At 58.1% G+C, this 21,274-nt stretch carries 14 protein-coding genes and 1 pseudogene; 6 read left to right on the forward strand and 9 right to left on the reverse strand.

All coding sequences use genetic code 11. The annotated features are described in order from the left end of the window. Nucleotides 1-103 precede the first annotated feature (103 nt). Together BCV73_RS22270 and BCV73_RS22275 are read left to right on the forward strand one after the other, a co-directional pair. Complete coding sequence (locus BCV73_RS22270) at nt 104-1,003, forward strand: 3-hydroxyacyl-CoA dehydrogenase (protein ID WP_089548568.1); 900 nt, start codon at nt 104-106, stop codon at nt 1,001-1,003. Between the two features lie 121 nt (nt 1,004-1,124). After that, complete coding sequence (locus BCV73_RS22275; protein WP_076173550.1) at nt 1,125-1,709, forward strand: TetR/AcrR family transcriptional regulator; 585 nt, start codon at nt 1,125-1,127, stop codon at nt 1,707-1,709. A gap of 33 nt (nt 1,710-1,742) precedes the next feature. Here BCV73_RS22275 and BCV73_RS22280 read toward each other — a convergent pair whose 3' ends face one another. Next, nucleotides 1,743-2,606 carry a VOC family protein gene (locus BCV73_RS22280; RefSeq protein WP_089548569.1) on the reverse strand — a complete coding sequence of 288 codons (864 nt, stop codon included), beginning with the start codon at nt 2,604-2,606 and terminating at the stop codon, nt 1,743-1,745. A gap of 180 nt (nt 2,607-2,786) precedes the next feature. On the opposite strand from BCV73_RS22280, the gene BCV73_RS22285 reads away from it, so the two are divergent. After that, nucleotides 2,787-3,125: a TFIIB-type zinc ribbon-containing protein gene (locus BCV73_RS22285; protein ID WP_076173548.1), complete on the forward strand. Its 339-nt coding sequence runs from the start codon at nt 2,787-2,789 to the stop codon at nt 3,123-3,125. A gap of 62 nt (nt 3,126-3,187) precedes the next feature. On the opposite strand, the gene BCV73_RS22290 is transcribed toward BCV73_RS22285, so the two are convergent. Beyond that, the gene (locus BCV73_RS22290) at nt 3,188-6,217 is read right to left on the reverse strand and encodes a glycoside hydrolase family 2 (RefSeq protein ID WP_076173547.1); all 3,030 of its coding nucleotides are present in this window, start codon (nt 6,215-6,217) and stop codon (nt 3,188-3,190) included. 142 nt (nt 6,218-6,359) lie between these two features. Continuing rightward, entirely contained in the window at nt 6,360-7,853 is a 1,494-nt protein-coding gene (locus BCV73_RS22295) for an arylsulfatase (protein ID WP_089548570.1), read from the reverse strand. Nucleotides 7,854-8,259: 406 nt separating this feature from the next. Here BCV73_RS22295 and BCV73_RS22300 point away from each other — a divergent pair, with 406 nt between their 5' ends. Both BCV73_RS22300 and BCV73_RS22305 read left to right on the forward strand, forming a co-directional pair. Then, nucleotides 8,260-9,486 (forward strand): ROK family protein, encoded by a 1,227-nt coding sequence (locus BCV73_RS22300; RefSeq protein WP_089550361.1) that lies wholly within the window; start codon nt 8,260-8,262, stop codon nt 9,484-9,486. 670 nt (nt 9,487-10,156) lie between these two features. Beyond that, nucleotides 10,157-10,969: pseudogene (locus BCV73_RS22305) on the forward strand (formylglycine-generating enzyme family protein); the annotation flags it as partial. A 169-nt stretch (nt 10,970-11,138) separates the two neighbouring features. Here the strand turns inward: BCV73_RS22305 and BCV73_RS22310 are convergent. Then, nucleotides 11,139-11,498: a winged helix-turn-helix transcriptional regulator gene (locus tag BCV73_RS22310; RefSeq protein ID WP_076173545.1), complete on the reverse strand. Its 360-nt coding sequence runs from the start codon at nt 11,496-11,498 to the stop codon at nt 11,139-11,141. 134 nt (nt 11,499-11,632) lie between these two features. Between BCV73_RS22310 and BCV73_RS22315 the strand changes: the two genes are divergently transcribed. Beyond that, nucleotides 11,633-12,262 (forward strand): FMN-dependent NADH-azoreductase, encoded by a 630-nt coding sequence (locus BCV73_RS22315; RefSeq protein ID WP_089548572.1) that lies wholly within the window; start codon nt 11,633-11,635, stop codon nt 12,260-12,262. Between the two features lie 306 nt (nt 12,263-12,568). Here BCV73_RS22315 and BCV73_RS22320 read toward each other — a convergent pair whose 3' ends face one another. The 5 genes from BCV73_RS22320 to BCV73_RS22340 all read right to left on the reverse strand — a co-directional run bounded on the left by BCV73_RS22320 (nt 12,569) and on the right by BCV73_RS22340 (nt 21,267). Continuing rightward, the gene (locus tag BCV73_RS22320; RefSeq protein ID WP_089548573.1) at nt 12,569-13,378 is read right to left on the reverse strand and encodes an AAC(3) family N-acetyltransferase; all 810 of its coding nucleotides are present in this window, start codon (nt 13,376-13,378) and stop codon (nt 12,569-12,571) included. Between the two features lie 307 nt (nt 13,379-13,685). Continuing rightward, nucleotides 13,686-14,723 carry a glycoside hydrolase family 18 protein gene (locus tag BCV73_RS22325; protein WP_089548574.1) on the reverse strand — a complete coding sequence of 346 codons (1,038 nt, stop codon included), beginning with the start codon at nt 14,721-14,723 and terminating at the stop codon, nt 13,686-13,688. 99 nt (nt 14,724-14,822) lie between these two features. Continuing rightward, complete coding sequence (locus tag BCV73_RS22330) at nt 14,823-17,447, reverse strand: transglutaminase domain-containing protein (protein WP_089548575.1); 2,625 nt, start codon at nt 17,445-17,447, stop codon at nt 14,823-14,825. Further along, nucleotides 17,444-18,475, reverse strand: coding sequence for a carbohydrate-binding family 9-like protein (locus BCV73_RS22335; protein ID WP_089548576.1), 1,032 nt, complete (start codon nt 18,473-18,475; stop codon nt 17,444-17,446). Before BCV73_RS22335 ends, BCV73_RS22330 begins: the two co-directional genes overlap by 4 nt. A gap of 35 nt (nt 18,476-18,510) precedes the next feature. After that, nucleotides 18,511-21,267 (reverse strand): alpha-mannosidase, encoded by a 2,757-nt coding sequence (locus BCV73_RS22340; protein WP_089548577.1) that lies wholly within the window; start codon nt 21,265-21,267, stop codon nt 18,511-18,513. Between the last annotated feature and the right edge of the window lie 7 nt (nt 21,268-21,274).

A 21,274-nucleotide genomic window follows, 5' to 3' on the forward strand; every position in this document is an offset into this window, starting at 1 on the left:
GTCCTGGCGGCAATCCACGCGGGCCTTCTCCACTATGCTTTACGCATGAATGGATAACCCGAAGACGACAATAACCACATCTAAGAAAAAGGAGCAATGCATCATGAATTTCAAACATATTACGGTTGCCGGCAGCGGCGTGCTGGGCAGCCAAATTGCTTTTCAGACCGCCTTCAAGGGTTTTGAAGTCACCGTATACGACATTAACGATGAGACACTGGACCGGGCCAAAAGCCGGATCCACGATCTGATGCCCCATTATCGGCACGATCTTGGCGCCTCGGAGGAAGAACTTGCCGCGGCTTTTAGCCGGCTCTCCTTCAACAGCGACCTGGCCCAAGCGGTTGCACAGGCCGATCTGGTGATCGAAGCGATTCCCGAAGTGGTGCGGATCAAAACCGATTTTTACCAGGAACTGGGCAAGGTTGCCCCGGAACGGACCGTATTTGCCACGAATTCTTCCACCCTGCTGCCTAGCCAGTTCGCCGAAGCAACCGGGCGGCCGGAGAAGTTTTTGGCGCTCCATTTTGCCAATGAAATCTGGAAAAACAACACCGGCGAAATCATGAAGCACCCCGGCACGGACACAACCGTGTTCAACGACGTTATCGAATTTGCCAAGGCCATCGGCATGGTGGCCCTGCCGCTGCACAAGGAGCAGCCCGGCTACATCCTGAACTCCCTGCTGGTCCCGCTGCTGGAAGCCGCCCAGCTGCTGCTGGTCAAAGAAGTGGCCGACCCGGAAACGATCGACAAAACATGGATGGTGGCAACCGGCGCTCCGATGGGACCGTTCGCCATTCTGGACGTGGTGGGCATCAACACCGCCTACAATATCGGCCTGGCCAAAGCCAAAGCGACCGGCGACCCGGAATTCGAAAAGATCGCGAATCTCCTGAAATCCGAATACCTCGATAAAGGCAAGATTGGCCGCGCCGCCGGCGAGGGCTTCTACAAATATCCGAATCCGAGCTTTGCAGAGCCTGGATTTTTAAAAAGTTAACCTGATATAATCATCTAAAAAGGCATACAAAAAGACCAGCTTACATGCTGGTCTTCTTTGTCACTTCTATTATAATTTTAAATACACGGACACCCTTTTCACGAAACTGAAGGAGATCGATATGAACAAAGGCGAACAGACCAAGCAGCGGATCATCCAGCAGGCAAGGACACTTTTCTCTACGACGGGCTATGACGCCACGAAGACGAGCGAAATCGCCAAAGCCTGCGGCATTTCCGAAGCGGCCATGTATAAATATTTCAGCAGTAAAATGGAGCTGCTCAAAGCGTGCGTTGTTACAGCCGAGCCCGATGAAGAAATTACGGCGCACACAGATTTGAGCCAGAGCACAAACGAAGAGCTGATCGACCGTTACGTGAATAAACGGATCACGATGATCGAGCGCAACCATGAGCAGTACAGCATTCTTTTTGCCGAGTCTTCGCGTTACCCGGAGCTTTCCCAATACTTTGACCAATCCTTGTACCGGCAAAGCGCCGAAATCAAGGAGATCAAGCGGCGGATCGAGGAAGGGAGCATGAACGGGATTCAAGAAATTTTCACCCTGGAGCTGGGTCTGACGGTCGGCATTTGCTCCATTCTCCAGCATGACCAAATGAATCAGGGCGCACTGCTGCAGAACCTTTCCGAGTTCCGGAGCGAAATGACCCGGTTTATGAAATACGGTTTGATCGGCAGGCCATGACTTTTTATTAAAAAGCGGTTATTTAAAATGTGCTCAGCCGCGATCGGCCGAAGTCAGCCGCACCCCTATATTCCAGGGATCCCTGACGAGAAAGACTCCTTCTTCCTGCTCTTCCGCAGCCATTCCCGCTTCACGGACTCGCTGGACGAGCTCCTCCATCTCACGTGCTCCCGGCAGCACGATCGTCATATAATCGATGCCGGTGCCATTGGCCGGTACCGGCGGCGCTCCGGCGCCGGCCCAAATATTCAGGCCGACATGGTGATGGTAACCTCCGGCCGAGATGAACAGTGCGCGCATCCGCGCATAATCGCCGACCACGTCAAACCCCAGTATATCGCAGTAGAAACGCTTCGCTTCGGGCAGGCTTCCGACATGGAAGTGAACATGCCCGATCACCGTTCCCGCAGGCAGCCCCTGCCATTCCAGCCCGGCCGACTGCTCCAGCAGGCCGCGAATGTCCACCGCTTCGGTGACCATAACGTAATTCCCGTCCGGCTCCTTGCGCCACGTATCTCTTGGACGGTCTGCATAGACCTCGATCCCGTTCTGATCCGGATCGCTCAAATAGATCGCTTCGCTGACCCCGTGGTCCCCTTGGCCAAACGGCGTGTCGGTCTGGATGAAATGGCGGACGACTGTTCCGAGATGTTCCCGGCTCGGCAGCAGGATCGCAAAATGGTACAGTCCCGCATGCGAACGCTCCGGCACGATGACAGCGTCCTCCAGCTCCTCGAGGATCAGAATCGGGCTCGCGGATCCCCTGGGTCCCAGCTCCGCCGTACTCCCCTCTCTTTTCAACACTTCCAGTCCGATAATTTCTGTATAAAAGGTGATGGAACGGTCCATCCGGCTGATCTTGATTTTAACCGGTCCAAGCTTCATTTCAGGATGCATGTCGGCACTCCCCTAACTTTTATTTAATTACTTTTTGTAAGTAAGTATATTTTTATAATGAGTTCTTGTCAAGCAGAAGCTTTGCAGCGAGGATCGGAAGAGCGGTTGAACATTTAGAAGAAACCATCCGGCTCCCTATCCGTATACATTAGAAATATGGCATGACAAGGAGGAATCGAGATGAAGTGTCCGATATGCGAAGACTCCCGCATGAAGGAAGTGGAAAAAGACGGGATCCTGATCGACATTTGCCCGACATGCAAAGGTGTGTGGCTGGACCGCGGAGAGCTGGACAAGCTGATGTCCGACGTGCGTGAAGTCCGCGGAGACTATAATGAATGGTATTACGGAGATGCTGACCGAAACCAGAGGCCGAGGGACAGTTACCCTTCAGGCCAGCCCTATCCGCCGCAGCAGCAGTCCTATGACAAATATGACAAGCATGGCCATTCCTCTTACCCGCATCATAAGAAAAAGAAAAAAAGCGTGCTTGACGTGTTCGGTGACTTGTTCGATTAACGCCCGCCATGCAAAAACCCCTGGCTCCGTGCGGAGCCGGGGGTTTCGTTATGTTCTGCCTCTTATTCGTCTTCTTTGAAAACCGGACGGAGCCGGATGGAAAACTCGAATTCCCGCTCATCGAGCCGGTACTTCTCCAGCAGCTCTGGACCGCAGGAGTTGGAACCGACGCCGCTCATTTTGTAGTCAAGATGAACGATCGTCTCCTTCCGCTTGACCAGCTGCAGCTGGTGCAGGTGGGCGGCTTCCTCCAGGTCTTCCGGTGAGTAATGGGAGGCGTTAAACGAAAACGGCGCATTTCCGTGGAAAGCAAGCCCCATGCCCCGTTCGCTCGTCACCGTCGCCCACTCCGTCCCGTATCGGGAGCCGTTCTCCTGCGGCATAATGTACGGCTCGAACATGTCGTCGACGCGAAGAAGGTATTTGCCGACCCGTACGCTTTGGCGCTTGTCGACATAGCTCGCATGCGGACCCAGACCGAAATACTCAACCTCCTCGGTGCCGGCCGGCATGACGGCCTTCAGCCCGAAGCGGGGCAGAAACGGCAGCCCCTCCCGAAGCTTGACACTCGTGGCCAGCGCGATTTCTCCGGAACCGTCCACCCGCCATACGGCCTGTCCATGAAGGACAGGATGCTTCATGTAGCCGCCGAGCGAAAAATCCACGGTCATCTCGATCGCATCGTCTTGCGGCTCGCTGACCCGGACCTGGTATACTTTCGTGCCTGCCCGGTGATATCCCGCATCTTTCCATTGACGCTGGACGTTGCGGTCATTGTCCGTCGGTGCCCGCCAGATGCTAAAGGATAGCGGCGCTGCGAGCATATCCACCCCCTGCTTCGAGATGCGGACGAAGGTTCCCAGGTTCCGGTCGAACACGTGGCGGAAATCCATCCCCGTCACAATCAGCTGCGCCCCGTCCTCCGTGACGTGCACGGGACGTGCTCGCAGAGCCGTCAGCCACCCTTGCTCGGGCTGGACTGCAGAATCCTCCGCCGCCATCTCAAACTGGGCAAACGCGATTTCCTCCCCACGGTCGGCCCATTCCGTGGATTCGCAGAGCGAGGCGGTCAGCGTCAGGAAGCAGCGGCCGTCGGGGAAAGCCTTTTGGAACGGAATGATGACCGTCACGCTCTCCTGCGGGCCCGCCTGGATCGTCCCGAGGCTTCCCTGCTCCACGATTTCTCCGCAGCGCTCCAGCGACCAGTCGAAGGTCAGATGGGACAGGTCCGAAAAATCGTAAAGATTCGTAATGATCAGCGTGCCGCGCGACAAATCCTCGGCTTCCATTCGCACGGGCGCAATGACCTGCTTGAGCTCCAGCAGTCCGGCATGCGGAACACGGTCCGGCGACACGAGGCCGTCGATACAGAAGTTGCCGTCGTTCGGATGGTCTCCGAAGTCACCCCCGTATCCGAAATACTCGCGCCCGTCCGGCGCTTGGGTGCGGATACCGTGATCGTTCCATTCCCACACGCAGCCGCCCATCAAATTCGGGTACGCGTAGAACAAATCCCAGTACTCCTTCAGATCGCCGGGCCCGTTGCCCATGGCATGGCTGTATTCGCACAGGAACAGCGGCTTCGCGTGATCCGGATTTTGTCCGTAGCTCTCGACGTATTCCAGCGTCGGATACATCTCGCTTTCGATGTCGAGCGCCTCGGTATCCGCGTCGCCATGGTAACGCCGGGAGGCGCCTTCATAATGGACCAGCCTGCTCTCGTCGCGCTCACGGGTCCATTCGGCCATGGCGATATGATTGCGGCCGTATCCCGATTCGTTGCCCATGGACCAGATGATGACGCAAGGATGGTTTTTGTCGCGTTCCACCAACCGGATGGCCCGGTCCACAAACGCCTTTTCCCAATCAGGATCGCGGGTCAGCTGATGGAAATCGCCGGATACGGCCAGCCCGTGGCACTCCAGATCGGCCTCGTCGACCACGTAGAAGCCCATCCGGTCGCACAGTTCCAAAAACCGCGGGTCGTTCGGATAGTGAGAGGTACGGACCGTATTGACGTTATGCCGCTTCATCAGCTTCAAGTCCCGGATCATGTGGTTCAACGGCACCGTCTGTCCCAAATCAGGGTGGGAGTCGTGACGGTTCACGCCCTTCAGCTTGACAGCTTGGCCGTTGATCCGGAATACGCTGTCAACGATGTCAATCCGGCGGAATCCGACCGGAAAACGGAGCACTTCCCTTCCGTCCTGCACAAACAGCTCATACAGATATGGATGTTCCGCGTTCCACAGCACCGGATTTTCGATGTCCAGCGCGATGACACTCCGCCCGTCTGCCCGCACCGCCCCTTTGGCGACGGTCGTCCCTTCCGCGTCCTGCAGCAGCACCAGCGCATCCAGGGAGCCCGTCGTCTCCAGCTCACACAGCAGCTTCGCTGAGGAATGATCCGGCGAAATGTCCTGTTTGATAAATACGTCGCGGACATGGGCCTCATCCCGGGCCAGAAGGTATACATCCCGGAAAATCCCGGAGAAACGCCAGAGGTCCTGGTCTTCCAAATAAGTGCCGTCGCACCATTTCAATACCATGACGGCGATGCGGTTCGTACCTGGCCGGATCAGTCCGGAAACGTTAAACTCGGCCGGAATCCGGCTGCCTTGGCTGTATCCGGCGAACTGCCCGTTGATCCACAGGTAGAAGCAGGAATTGACCCCTTCGAACATGGTATAGACCTGCTTGCCCGTCCAGTCTTCGCGCACCGTAAACTCTCTGACGTAGAGCCCTGCCGGATTCGCATCCGGGACATATGGCGGATCTACCGGGATCGGATAATTGACATTCGTATAATGGAGCTGGTCGTAGCCTTCGGTCTGCCAGCATGACGGGACGACAAGCTCATCCCATGATGAGGCATCGAAAGCGTCTTCATAAAACGGATCCGTCACGTCCTGGACACTTTCGTGGTACCTGAATTTCCAGGCCCCATTCAAGGTTTGGAACAAAGGGGATCTCGAGCGCTTGCCGGAACGCGCTGAAGCGGCGTCGCCATAAGGAATGTAATAGGATCTCGGCTCTTCGCGGTGAATATGAAGGACGCTTGTGTCTTCCCAAACCCGGTCAAGCTTTATCATTCGGATCATCTCCTTAATTTACGGTTAACGTATCGCCAAAAACAGTTCAAGCTGTATATTCGCTGCCTGCAGCCAGGCAGCCGTCCTAAGGTTATATTTCGATAATGCAATAACGTTAGTTCAATGAATCCGCTGCTGCGCATCAAACCCGGATATGGGACAGTACGGCCGCCTGCTTCCGGCCGGCGATAAGCCGCTCCCCGTCCGTAAAGCCTTCCTCCCGCCCTTCCAGCTCACGGATGAGAATGGAACGCCAATGTTCGATCCGGTCCCGGCAGGCTTCGTCGGAAATGGCATTGTGCAGCTCCATGGGGTCTTCCGCCAGGTTAAAAAACTGCTCTTCGCCGGTTTGCGGATACCAGATGAACTTCTCGGTCCCGTCCGTGACCCATTGGGTAGATTGATGACCGTAGGCATGCTCCCCATGCAGATGGCTCCGCCATACCGGCGATGCTGTATCCGCTTCGTTCCTGGCCGCTGCCAGCCTCCAAATGCTGTCCCCTTCCACGCTTTCCGGGATCTGAACCCCGGCTGCATCAAGCAGCGACGGCATGATGTCACGCAGCTCCACGACCTCATCGGCCACGGTGCCCTGCTTGAGATGGAGCCTGCCGCCAGGGTCGTTCACGATCAACGGCACATGGGCACTTCCTTCATAGGGCAGCGCCTTCCGGAACAAGTGATGATCGCCAAGCAGCTCTCCATGATCCGAGGTAAACATGATCACCGTGTTATGGAGCTCTCCGTACTCGTTCAGCGCCTGCAGGAACCGGCCGATTTGGTGGTCCAGATGGGTAATCAGCGCATAATAAGCGGCCATCGCCCGGCGCAGCCTTCGTTTGGGGACGAGCCCCTTGCCCGTTGTAGGCGCCAAACCTTCCAGGGCGGGGTCATCCCCCTGCGCCCAGTCTCCAACCGGCGGATTCGGAATATCCGCATCTTCGTACAGGTCCAGATACGCCTGCGGCGGATCAAACGGCGGATGCGGACGGACGAAGGACATCCATAGAAAGAACGGCTTGCCCGGGTCTCTGCGGCGCAGAAAGTCGATCGACTGGGTCACGACCCAGTTCGTCGGATGCTTCATTTCGTCTAGATGCCACGGACGTGCGACGGTCGATGCGTTGCAGTCCAGGCCCGTGTCGATCAGATCGGCGCCAGGCATCCTTTCCCGGAGCCACTGCAGGTAATCGTCCACCTGATCGTAATGCTCCTGCATCGGGATGCCGTGAAAATTGCGGTTGTGATGCAGGTAGCCGTCATGCAGCACCACGTTGTGAAAGCCCATCAGGTTTCGGGCGGGATACACATGCATTTTACCGATGCACTGCGTATGGTATCCCGCTTTGGCCAGCTCCCCGGGCAGCGTGACCGGATAATTCCACGGTACCCGGTCCTGATACCCAACGCGTCCGTGCGTCCGCTGAGACTGGCCCGTAAAGATGGCCGCCCGCGCCGGCACGCAGGTCGGGGTGGCCGAATAGGCGCGGCTGAACCTCACGCCGGTCCGGGCAAGCTCGTCCAGATTCGGCGTTTCCACGACGGGGTGGCCGGCGATGCTGAGGCAGTCGAATCGCATCTGGTCCACGGTAATCAGCAGCACGTTGGGCTTGCCTCGCTCTTCGTTCCTATTCATCGGCTCTCCTCCTTGAATCCAGCGGATATGATCGATAACCCTGAGAGAATCCTTGAAAATGCCTGTTCCCCCTTATTAAACCCTTCACGTGATGAAAAGTAAATGAAATTATTCGTTTTTTCGTGCAGATTACCCCGATGGGAAAACGATGAAAACGGATTACTCTGATTACTTTATTTCAAAAAGAAATTAAGATCGGTATAATGGGGGGATAAAACCTCACAGATGAGGATGCCGTCCGGTTGCCACTTGCTGGGGCCGTGTGTATGATAATCATGAAGCAGCCTGTACGTATAATTGTAGAAAAACCATTGCCAGCAGAGCCCTTCGGCGTTTGCCGCCGGATCATATTGCGGGGCAAAAACCGCTGGCCTTAACGGTTCAGAATAGTGAGGATAACGACGATATGCAAGATTTTAAGGAAGAGAGATGGAATGTAAAAGAACGCATTCCCTCACCGAAAGCCAAGGAACTGTTCTATGATATCCGGCGCAAGCAGGAGATTTCCAAGAGCGACCTGCTGGCGTCAAGCGGACTGACGATCAGTACGCTGACCCGCGTCCTCGACGAGCTTGTCTCCATCGGCGTCATTAGTGAGAGCGGCCTCGGCGCTTCAACCGGGGGACGGCGTCCGATTCTGTACCAGGTCCGGGGCGAGTACGGCTATGCGTTTGGCCTGGATGTCTCCCGCGTCGTCTCCCGCCTCATTTTGCTCGATTTAGCCGGGCAGACGCTGGAAGCAGCTGAATGGGACATGACAGTCGACATGACGCCGGAGCGGCTCATCGGCGAGGTTGTCGGCAGGGCCCGGGAATGGATTGCCGCGCACGGCATCCCGCTGGATCAAATCATCGGCATGGGTATCGGCGCCGTCGGCCCGCTCGACCGCGAGGCGGGCATCATCGAGGAGCCGGAGTGGTTTGCCGCGCCGGGCTGGCAGCATGTCGAGATCGTGCGCCTGATCGAGGAGGCGCTGCACGTTCCGGTGCTGCTCGACAACGGCGCCAATGCCGCCATCGTCGCCGAAGCATGGGCGAACCGCGGCAAGGATTTCCGCCACATGCTGTATGTGCATGGCGGCACGGGCCTGCGGCTGTCCATGATGTCGGACAGCAAGCTGATCTATGGGGCAGCCGATATGGAAGGCTCGTTCGGGCAGATGATCATCCAGGCGGATGGCATCCCTTACCGAACCGCCAAAGGCAACCACGGCTGCCTCGATTCCTACGCGTCGGTCCATGCGATCGAACGCGAGGTGAATTCCCGGCTGCGGATCGGCCGCAGCAGCCGGCTGCAGCAGATGCTGGAGCCGGGCGAGCCGGCCCGCTTCAGCCACATTATGCAGGCGCTGAAGCAGATGGATCCGATGGTCACGGAAGTCGTGACCCAGGCGGCAACGTACTTCGGCATCGGCCTGGCCAACCTGCTGAACATTTTGTATCCCGAGAAGGTCGTTCTCGGCGGGCCGCTGATGACGGATTCGAACCTGTTCTTCTATACGGCGACCCAGACCGCCATCCGCAAAACGTATCATTACCCGAAATATCAGGTCATTTTCAGCAAAGGCAGTTATGGCGAAGAAGCGATCGCCGTGGGGGCGGCGCTCCTGATGCTGGAGCAGTTGACCTGCTGAGCCGGCTGCGGCCGTGAGCCTTCAGGGCCCGCCGCATCCCCATAGCTCGTTTTTTTTGGGGCCGCTTTGCCCTCAAAGCCTGTTGATACCCTCAGAGCCCGCTGCGGCCGCCGCCCTCCCAGAGGGCACACGGATGCCTGCCCAGCTATGAAGCCAACTGGGCTTGAGCTGTTGCCAGCAAGCGGACGGACACGGGTTAAATCCGAACGGACATAAAACATGAAATCCTCCTACCAGGAAAGGAGCAAGGACCAAAATGACCCAAGAGACCTCCTCCACCGTTCCAACGTCGGGAAATGCCGGAAAGGCCGAAACCTCCTCCTGCTGCTGTTCGGCCGGGCGTGAAGCCGCTTTGCAGGCTCCCGCCTGCGGAACGGCTGCTGCCGGACACTTAAACGCGCCTGAAGCAAAGGATTTTCACGAAGGGGAAACAGGGGCCGCAAGCAGCCTTCCGCAGCTTCAAGGATCCGGCAGGGCAGAGACTGGCCCGGAATCGGGCACACCGGCGGCAGCATCAGCTGATCCCAAGGAAGCTTCGCCGGCTTATACCGGCTCCGCAGCCGAGCGTTTCCACAGCTCAGCCGCCCAGCAGGAGCCGAGCTTGGCGGAACATTCCGCTCAGCCCGATCCTTCCCAATGGCCGATCATCCCCGAGGGTACCTATATCCTCGGCACCGATGACGGGGAAGGCTTCGCCTCGGACGCGGAAGGGCCTGCGCGGCCAGTGCACATCCCGGCATTCCGCATGTCGCCTTATGCCGTCACGAACGCCGAATTCGCCGCTTTCGTCCAGGCGACCGGTTACGTCACCGAAGCCGAGAAATTCGGCTGGTCGTACGTTTTCCAGCTGCTGATCCCGGATCCCCAGCAGGTGGAGATCGTCGGCTCTCCGGAGCGGACGCCATGGTGGCTCGGCGTCGAAGGCGCCACCTGGCGGGAGCCGGAAGGCCCCGGCAGCGGCATCGGTGACCGGATGGACCATCCCGTGGTCCACGTCTCCTGGAATGACGCTGCCGCTTACTGCGCCTGGGCCGGCGTCCGGCTGCCCACCGAAGTAGAGTGGGAAGCCGCGGCCCGCGGCGGCCTGGAGCGCAAGCGTTACCCTTGGGGCGACGTGCTGCGCCCCGGCGGCGAACACCGCTGCAACATTTGGCAGGGCGTATTCCCTACCAAAAACCATGCCAGCGACGGCTACCTCGGCACCGCTCCCGTGGACGCCTATCTTCCGAACGGATACGGGCTGTACAACATGTCGGGCAACGTATGGGAATGGTGCCGGGACTGGTTTACGTCCGACCCGGCACAGCGCGGCTCTTCGGACCGGCCGGAAGGGCCTGCCCAGGGAAACGCCCGCCTCATGAAGGGCGGATCGTACTTATGCCATCAATCCTACTGCAACCGGTACCGCGTCGCTGCGCGCAGCGGCAACACGCCGGACAGCTCTACAGGCAACATCGGTTTCCGCGTGGTAGCGGATCTGTAACGGCAAGCCCAAAAAGGCACCGCTCCTCATGCGAAGCGGTGCCTTTTTGGCGTTAGCTTATTTGGCTTCCTTCGATCTGACGCCAGGCCGCGATCCCGGACACGCTTCGCAATCACCGCTCGGTATTATGTGTTTCGAAACAGAATGAAACGGACTAGCGATTATGATGCTAGTCCGTTTCTGTTTGTTCTTGATTATTCATTTTGAGCTGTTTTCGCTTAACATGGGCTACTCCCCATTGATGCAGAGATTCCAAAATCGGCGACAGGCTCTTGCCGTATTCCGTGATGGAGTATTCCACTTTCGGCGGGACCTGCGGATAAACGACTCGTTTAACGATCTCCTCTTCCTCCAATTCGCGCAGATGGAGCGTAAGCATTCTTTGCGTGATATCAGGCAGCAATCTTCTGAGTTCATTGAACCGCAAAGGCTTGCCTTGAAGCAAATGATAAAGGATAATCGGCTTCCATTTGCCGACGATCGAATCCAGCGCAACTACGAATTGACATTGGGCAGGGTTCTTTTGCATAGGCCCACCTCCGTTTACGGTACCTTTTTTGTTACTATACCACATTAATGTGACTACTTACCATAAGTAAGTTAGTATTATATGATCAGCATTGTAAGTGTTCTTAATCATATTACAGAAGGGAAGTTTGAAGCATGGCAACTGTACTGTACATCACCGCTCATCCCCTTAATCCGGAGGAATCTTATAGCCTTGCGGTGGGCAAACAATTTATTGGAGCGTACCGCGAAGCAAATCCAACCGACGAAGTTGTTCATTTGGATCTGTATAAAGAAAACATTCCGCAAATCGATGCTGATGTTTTAAGGGGGTGGGGAAAGCTTCGGGCGGGTTCGTCTTTGGATCAGCTGTCCGAGGCTGAAAAATCAAAAGTGGCTCGTCTTGAGGAAATTCTTAATCAATTTATGGCAGCCGATAAGTACGTTTTTGTGTCCCCGATGTGGAATTTTACGGTTCCGCCGGTTTTGAAAGCATACACGGATGCGACCTCCATTCCGGGCAAGACGTTCAAGTATACCGAAAAGGGTCCTGTAGGTCTGCTGCCCGGCAAGAAAGCCTTGCACATCCAAGCCAGCGGTTCCGTTTATTCGGAAGGCCCTTTAGCTTCAATAGAAATGGGATTCAGCTATATGAAAACCATTTTACAGTTCTATGGAATCGAAACTGAAGCTATTTTTGTTGAAGGAACGGCGGTATCAGAGCAGGCTCCTTTTATAAAAGAAAAAGCGATTGCACAGGCTAAGGAAGCTGCCAAACGTTTCTAATTGAGGACGCCATCGTTCTCGCCGAACTGACAGCCGCAAGAATGAATCCACCGAAGTGAAACTCATCTTGTGAAACCCATCTTCACTTTTGGATAAGGGGAACCTCCCATCTCCTTAGGAAATCAAGCCGCATCATTTCCTGAATGATAAGAAAAACGTCTATCGACGTACTTTCAAAGAAGACAGACCGCGTCTAGAGGAAGTTTTTCTTGCGAGATCAGGAAGCAGAAGCTCCGAAACTTATACTTTCTTATCTCTAAAAAAAAAGCCCGTTGAAGTTTCTCAACAGGCAGAAGGCACCGCTTCTTATGCGAAGCGGTGCTTTTTTAACCATGAAGCCGCATAATCCACGGCCGCCCTGACGGGCAGCAGCCGGCATTCCGCCATGCCCACCTTACCGACAGCAGCATGTCCCTGCTCTTCAAAATCCTGCCCGAGCCGGTCAAAGTCGTCGGAATCGTAGGCATAGTCTTCGAACCATTTCCACGTTCTCACGCCTTCCTCCCGAATGGCGGCCCCCATTCTTTTCCGCGGCATATCCTCGATCTGCGTCTCTGCCATATGAAAGGTCGTGCATGAGTCGTATCCGACCCCAAGCAGCAGCACCTTGGCATCCAGCCGGTACAGGGCCCCCAGCGGCGAATCCTGGCCGAACTGCGGCGTCAGCGCGTGTACACCTGTAATTTCTGCCGCAAGCGGGCCCCTGGCTGCAAACGACACCTGCGGATGATACGAGCGTAGGGTTCCCGGCAGCGAGCGGAACTGCTCCGCGATTCTCCCCATCGCCCGGGTCGTCGTGTAATCCGGGTCAAACGCCGGCATATGCGCGTAAATTTCCTCCAGCCATGCGGATGGTACGGGCGGATTGGCCCATTCCGCCGGATCGGAATTCTGGCCGCTGTGGGCCGGCATCACCAGCGTCCCGGCACTGCCGAGCGCCTGCTGCAGCGCCAGAATGACGGCTTCCGCATCGCCGCACACCCAGCCGATTTTGGATAGCGAGGAATGCACCAGCAGGGTGTCACCCTCCCGGACGCCGAGACGGCCGAGATCCGCCCGGATCGACTCCACCGTGTTCAGCTTCGCCGAAGCGTCAATGACTTTTCTTTCTCCCATGTCAATCCACCTCCATTGTTCCATTGTGGCAAATTGGGGCAGCTCCGATCAAGTATGAGATGAACATCGGGACCAAGCCATGCAAACGGCCGTGCCATGAAGTAAACGGGTATGAAACGAGCCCTATGGAAAGCTGCCTGTACGAACCCGGCATTGGATAAAGAAAAATGCATCCTTCCCCTGGATCAAGGAAAGGATGCATGAAATTCGATGCGTTAGACAAACCGGTGATTTTGAAGCATCGTTCGTTCAAATCGTGGTACTTTCGTTCGGCTCGTTTCGGCTAATTTCGGCTAGGACCTTCCCTTTACTTGGCGCCCAACCCTTCGTGCATCGCGCCCAGCAGGCGGTGCGTCCGGTCGCAGCCGTATTCCCAGAACATGATGCCGGCCAGTCCCTGCTCCTTCACGTACTCGCATTTATGCCGGATGGATTCCTCGTCATCATAGGAGATCAGGCTCGACCCGTTAAACAGGAACGGCGCGCGGGCTTCCTCATCCCAGTAGCGCGTATAGCCGTTTTTATCGATATAATCGGCAGCCAGCTCTGTAAAGGATGGGCCGTATCCGCCTGTCGTGCCCGCCATTTGGTACAGGCCGCGGTTGCGGTCCGGGACCTCGTTCCAGATGCGGGAGTAGAACGCCGCTCCGATCACGATTTTTTCCCGCGGCACGCCTGCCCCGACAAAGATGTTCACGGAAGCGTCCGTGCTGATACGGAACAAATCGCCCGTTCCGGTGTACAGGTTCGTATGATGGCCTGTCAGCACCTGGAAGCCGCCCCGCATGTCATAAGTCATCAGCTGCACGAAATCGAGGTACTTCTGCACCTGATCCATCTCTGTGCCGTCCACGTAATATTGGTCCGCCCCCGCCGCGATCGTCAGCAGGTAGTGGCGGCCGTCCGCGGCGCCTTTGGCGTCGAGCGCTTCCCGAATCGCCGCCAGCAGCAGCGTGAAGTTGTGCTTGTCATCCGGACTGGCGGCGATGTCCGCCTCGCCGTAGCACGGATACTCCCAGTCCAAGTCGATCCCGTCAAACGGGTACTCGTTCAGCACCCGTACGGCCGATGCCGCCATGCGGGCTCTTCCTTCTTCGGTTGCGGCCGCTTCGGAGAAGCCGCCCGCGCTCCAGCCGCCGACCGACAGCAGCAGCGTCAGCTCGGGATGCTCCCGCTTGATGGACCGGATGGCCTCGCCGTTCTTCAAATGCTCCGTCGTAATCTCGTCATCCCGGACATGGCCGAACGCCACGTTCAGATGGGTCAGCCTGGACAGGTCCTCCGGCGTCATCTCCGGCAGCACGGCGTCCACGGCGTAACCCGCCACAATATATTTTTTCGACATACTTAAGACACTCCGTTTCTTATTGGGTTGTACCAGAATCTCGATCCCGGTTGAGTTGTTATGTTAGGTTGTTCTGTTGGATCGGCTTGCTCTGCCGGCTTACCCCTGCTTTGTTACCGCCGATAAAATCTGCAGCGCCTCTTTCCCCGTGCCGATCTTATAGCCGGATGCCGTGTACCGGATCTGATTCTGGCCGTCCAGCACGAACAGATGCGGGTAGCCCGCTTCGTTTGCAGCCGAAGACGAAATCAGGTCAGGCAGGGAAGCATAGCTGGAATCCCGTACAAACGCCGTTTGCGCCGGCAGATTCGGATAAGCGGCCGGATCGAACGACGCCGTCCACTCCCGATCTCCAATGATCAGGACGATCGGCAGCGCCAGCTTGTCAAACGACTCCGCCAGCTCCCCGAGCTCACGCAGCAGGTGCTTGGTCGGCTCGCGCTCAGGCTCGATCCAGGCCGTGATGGCACCCTTGGAACCGATCAAGCCGCCCAGCGCGGCGGCCGTCCCGTCGAAGCGCGTAACTTCCCCGCCGCCATCCAGCGTGCCCAGCACCGGCACCTCCTCGGCAGCTTCTCGGAACGTCAGCGGAACCTCCGTCGTGTCCCCTTCGCTCACCGTAAAGTAGCTGAGGCGCACCCGTACGGTCCCGTCCTTCAGACGGATGCCCGTTGTCAGGCGATAGGCACCCGGCTCCACTTCAAAAGGCACGTCGTACACCTCGGTTTGGCCAAACGGGTATACCAGCGTTTTGTATACGCCGTTTTCAAGCCGGGCGAACGTAAAGTTCTCGCTGTAGGATGCGGCAGGCGCATCCGGACCGGCCGCTTCATCCCGCAGCAGGCGCAGCATGCCCCAGCCTGCGCTTCCGGTCTCCTCGGCGGAGGCATACAGGGTGAACGGCGCGTCTTTCCATCCGCCGTCCTGCCAATACTGCGGCTTCTGCTCGCTCGGGTGCAGGCGGGCCGGGATGCCAAGGCTGCGGCTGGCGGCCACGAACAAGATGCCGAGCGACACCGGATCGCCCTTGCCCAGCCGATAGGTACCGACCGGATTGCCTTTGCCAAGCAGATTCGGCAGGTCCTCCCATAGACCGAAGCCCTGCTCCAGGCGGCGGGCCAGCTGCGCCGGATCGGCCTGATACGCGGCTGTCTCCTCCGGCGTAAAGGCTTCCTGGAAGAACTTCCGGTACGGCACGATCATTTCGAACAGCACGCGCGGGCACAGAATGTACCGGCCGAAGAGCTCCTCATCCCAATCGCCGCGGCGCTTCAGCGCTCCGGTCAGATGGTCGTCCAGCGCCGGCCGGAACGTATCGGCCAGGTCCTTGTCGTTCAGCGATTCCAGGAGCCGAAGCGGCCATTCTCCGAATTCGCCGGAACGCTCTTCCAGGAAAGCCGCGATTTCACGTCCGTTGCCCCGGGCCTTGCCCAGCACCGCCTCGACACGCTCGGCCGGAAGCCCCGCCGCCTTCGCCAATCGGGCGGCATCGTCCCCGCCGAGGAAGGTTTCCTCGAAGGCGGTCCGGATGCGCGTACCTTCCTCGATCCGGACGTTGTGGCGCTGCTGCTTCTCTTCCGTGACGGCATCCGCAGCTTCCCCTTCCCGTTCGGGCGGCGGCACCATGTCAAAGTCTGCCGTTCCTTCCGGCTGAACGGAGCAGTCCAGAGTCAGCTCAAAGCGCTCGCTGTCCCGGACCGAAATTTTGGTCTCACCCCAGCGTCCGTCCTTGACGGCGCGGATGACCAGGTCGCCGAAGCCCGTCTTGAAGGAGGCTTCGCCCCGCTCGTCCGTCGGAAGCGTGGCGATCGGGTACAGCTCCGCCATGTTGTACAGCTCGAAGCGCACCTCGGCCCCCTCTACCGGAACGCCGGCCTCATCTTTTACCGTCACGCGGATGGTCTGCGTCGGCGCGTAATTTTCCAGCAGGTTGATCTCCGTAAACCATTCGTCGGCCAGCGTAATATCTTCAGGCCCCGGATAATCGGCATAGATTCTCGTGTTGATCAGCATCGCACGCCGTGCCGGCGGAGTGAACCAGCCCTGGTTCAGGCGGGCTTCAGGCTCGCAGGCGCCGATATAGTACCACTGCCCATCGGCCCACGCTTCCACCCAGGCGTGGTTGTCGTCGCAGTGCGCCCAGCGCGGGGTATAGACCTGGCGCGCAGGAATGCCGATGCTGCGCAGCGCAGCCACGGCGAGCGTCGACTCTTCCCCGCAGCGGCCACGGGCCGTGCGGATCATCGTCAGGGGCGAAATCGTCCGCAGATCGCTGCCGACGTAGGTCGCCTTTTCGTGGCACCAGTAGTTCGTTTCCAGGATCGCGTCCGCCATGGACAGTCCCGCGGTCCGCTCCGCCAGTTCGTTATACAATATGCCGCGCGAATCCTCGATATTTTCAGTATTCACCCTGTATGGGAGGACGAAGTGCAGGAAGAGGTGATCCGGTACCCGCTCGCCCCAAGGCACCTGCTTGCGGATCGCCAGCGTGCGGCGCACATGGCTCAGAAACAGCGTACCGTCGTAATCTGCCAGGTCGTTGACCGGCATGTACGCGTACAAATATTTCAAAGCCCATGTCTCCTCGGCGGTCAAAGCCTCCTCGAACACGCCGAACAGCTCCTGTTTCCGGGATTCGGCCAGTGCCATCTTCTCCTGAAATTTCTCCTCGATCCGCTGCAGCATCTCCTGATCCAGCGAGAATGCGGTCGTATGCGTCGTCATTTCGCTTCCTCCTTCCACAGCTTTCCGTCTTCGCGGATGCAGTACACCGCTCGTCCGTCCGCGGACGGCGCCGTCAGCTGAAACAGGCTGCGGGTTACTTCGATCTCCGGTTGAATCGTCCAGGTATCTTCACCCTTCAGCTGCTCCCAATCCGCGGTAAACCGTCCATGGGCCTCATAGTGGTTGCGCTCGCGGTAATAGAGCTTGCGAAGCTCCCACTTGATCCGCTCGTCCTCCGGCAGCTCAAAATCCTGGGGCACTTCTCCGTCCGAGAATACGACGTACCCCCAGAGCTCCGGATAATGCATGTTGATGATGCCCATCGGCGACCATACCCAGTTGTCCTCAGGGTACGGCTTGCCGGTCTCGGGGTTCAGCACCTTGCGGTATTCGCCGTCCTGAACCTCCGTCCGCCACTCCACCCGCGAGAAGTTGACGCGCCAGAACTCGCCTGTAGCCGGGCGGCGCCCCTCGGGCGCACATTCCTTCAGGCTCGCCCACGGGATCGCCACTTCCACGCTCCATTTGCGGTTGTCCGCATCCGGGCGGTTCAGCTCGCCGTCAATATGCACCGCGGTCTGCAAGCCGGCGATATCCCAGCCGTTGACCGGAGGTCCGCCGTCGCGGTAAGGCTGTACCAGCAGCAGGTCCCAGACCGTATTCAGCGCATTGATTTCAAACTCGTAATATTGGTGCGTATCCCCATCGGGATCGATAAAGATTTCAAAATCGTTGTCGTAGAAAATGACCGAATCCCGCTCGGTCAGCGTAGCCCAGATCTGATCCTCGATCAGCTCCGCGCCGAAGTAAAAATATTCGTCGTCCCACAGCATTTTGGCCCGGGTCTGCTTGGCCGGCTTGGGGCGCAGATCGCCCTCGATATCGACGAAATCCTCCGTCCACTGCGCTTCGGACCAGAACGGCTTATCCAGGCGTCCGTCCAGGACGAGCGGCCCTTGCGCCCGCCGGCAAATATAATGTTTGGGAGCATATTCAATCCTAGGCTCCGGCACTCCGCTTAGATTCATCGCGATTCCCTCCGTTATTCGTTCTGCATCGATCGTTAACCTATATTGCCGGTATCCGCAATCTCCAAGGCCAGCGTCACGATCTCGGCCGGCCCGGCCGCTACGCGGAGCGCCCCTCCGGGCTGCACCGCTTCAACCGCATCCTGCCGCTCTTCCAGAATATTGCTTCGATATGCCTGGCGATACGCAAATGTCGGCGTTACGGCAAGCTCGCTGCCGCTCGAGGTCAAATTGTACCAGCGGAAGATGAGGTCTCCTGTCTCCTCACTTCTTTTCACCGCGGACTGTGCTATTCCTTCTCCCTGCCAGCCGAACCATTGATAAACCGGCGGGAGGCTGCCCGCATGCAGGCCGACCTGTACGCCCGTCCACGGCACCTGGAACTGATAGGCTTCGTTATACGCAGCCTCAGGATTCGCAAGACCGTGCGGGATGATCATCAGCTCGGCATAGGCTTCGCCCAGGCACTGCGCCTCCGGTGTCGGGAATACGCCCCAGTCGCCCAACTCGCCGACGGAACGCAGCAGCGTCACCGCAATCGTGTTCTGTCCGTCCTGCAGCACCTCGTATTCGTTCAAGCCCAGGTTCGCGACCGTGAGTCCCGTCCGCTCGTCCTGGATGCTGGCAAAAGCCTGCTGGTGGTGACAGTAGCTCGGGTTGGTCCATTCGGCGGACGGCTCGTTGCCGCGGGTCACGACCTCGAACATGGAATCCGCCTGGTGAACGTTGCTGGCAAGGCCGGTCGGGAACAGCATCCGCAGCCGGTGATCCTTGGCTTGGTTATGGAAGCGAGAGGATACCTTCAAACCGCGTGATCCTTTCTCCAGCGTCAAGGTCGTCTCGATGACGATCCGGACGGTCTCCTTGGAGCGGCCGGACGATCGGCCGGTGAACCATACGAGCTCCTGCTGCTCCAGCGCAAGCTTCTCCTCCGCTCCCTTCGGAATGTCCCAGGCATGAACGACCCGGAAGGACGCCTCGTAAGGCTTGTCGGCCAGAATCGTAATCTCGGCTGCTGTATTCCGGGTCGTCAGCGGGGTTTCCCCGTCCGGCTGGCGGTACATGTATTCATTGCCGATGTCCCCGCTGTCCTCGTAAACGCACAAATTAGAGTAAATCTGGCCGCTCGCCTTGTCCGTCAGCGTCACCGATCCGTCGTTTTCAATGCTAACCGACACGTATTCGTTTTCCATGGTTCGGTCCCCGGTAACAAGCGTGGACCGTTCCGCCGATGCAGCGGATTGGGAAGCCGAGCGGACGACCGCGTAGGTGCTAAAGCCGTTCGCGGGAACGTCCGCCGCCTCCAGCTCCACCCGGACCTTTCGGGCAAAATAAGGCTGCCGGAACTTGTCGTCTGGCAAATCGTATCCGAACTGCAGTCCCAGGTCGGTGATCGTGCAGTCCACTTTCCGTCCCTCGCTGTCCACCACGATCCGGTCCGCCAGCTCGAGCTGCTTCACCCGCGATTTCATTTCGCCGAACGGAATGCCTTCCCGGAAATAATGGCGGAGCACGTCGACTTCGACGCTGACCGTGCCGGTCCGCGTGCCGCCGGTCGTATTGAAGACGGTGAACGGAACAGCATCCGGCCCGAACGCCGCAAAGCCGGTAGTGTCGATGTGTTCCGCAATAGACTGCAGGCTGTCGTCCGCAACCGCTTCGGCGACATGCCGGCTTTTCTCGAAGCGGGTGACCATCTCGCGGTGCACTTCATCCACGCTGCAGCCGCAGATGCTGTCGTGCGGGTGGTTCTGCATCAGCGTCTTCCAGGCGTACTGCAGGAGATCATGTGGATACGCCGCACCGAGCAGGCTGGCATAAGCTGCAAGCGGCTCGGCTACCTTCTCGAGCATCGCTTGGCCCCGCTGATTCAACTGCTTCAGGTAGACGCGGGAGGAAGCCGTATTGACGAGCGTCCCCCAGCCGTCCGTCCGCTGGCTGCGCAGCTCGCCCCGGACGGAGGACAATTCACGGTCCAGCGAGGATTCGAGGGCCGCCAAATAATCGATGAAATTGGAATGGACGAAGTCCGTATCCGGGAACAGTTCGCGCGCCGTGCGGATCGCCTCCGGCAGATCGAGCTGGATCGGCTGGTGGTCACAGCCGTTCATGAACAGCAGCTCCCCAGTGGAAGCATACTTGGCGGCGTCCGCCAGCTTGCGCTGCCAGAATTCTTTCGCCTCGCCCGGATCCGCAGGCACTTCATTCCCGTTCGAATACCAGTTGGCGAACAGGATGCCGAGCACCTTGGAGCCGTCCGGCCCCTCCCACTCCAGCTCGGAGAAGGAGGATTCGTAATCGCCGTCGGCGACCGTGTTGTTAAAACCAGTAGGCTTCACGCCCCGCCCGAAGAAGGCGTTATGGATGCCGGACTGCCGCATCAGCTGGGGCGTTTGTCCGGCAAGCCCGAAGGTGTCGGGAAAGTAGCCTATTTTGGCCGACTGGCCGTAGCGCTTGGCGTCCTTGTGCCCGATCAGCATGTTGCGCACATTGGCCTCGCTGCTCGTCAGAAACGCGTCCTGCAGGATGTACCAGGGGCCGATCAGGATGCGGCCGTCCGAAATATGCTTCTCAAGCCGCGCCTGCTGCTGCGGCCGGACCTGTAGGTAATCCTCCAGAATGATCGTCTGGCCGTCCAGGAAAAAGCTGCGGTATTCCGGATCCTCATCCAGCTTGTCCAGCAGCGCATCCATCAGTTTTATCAGACGGACATGATGCTTCTCATAGGGCAGATACCATTCCCGGTCCCAATGGGTGTGGGATACGATATGAGCCGTTTTGCGGTTTGGCATGTGTTCT

The organism is Paenibacillus sp. SSG-1 (assembly GCF_002224835.1).
Classification (GTDB): Bacteria; Bacillota; Bacilli; order Paenibacillales; family Paenibacillaceae; genus Paenibacillus_AQ; species Paenibacillus_AQ favisporus.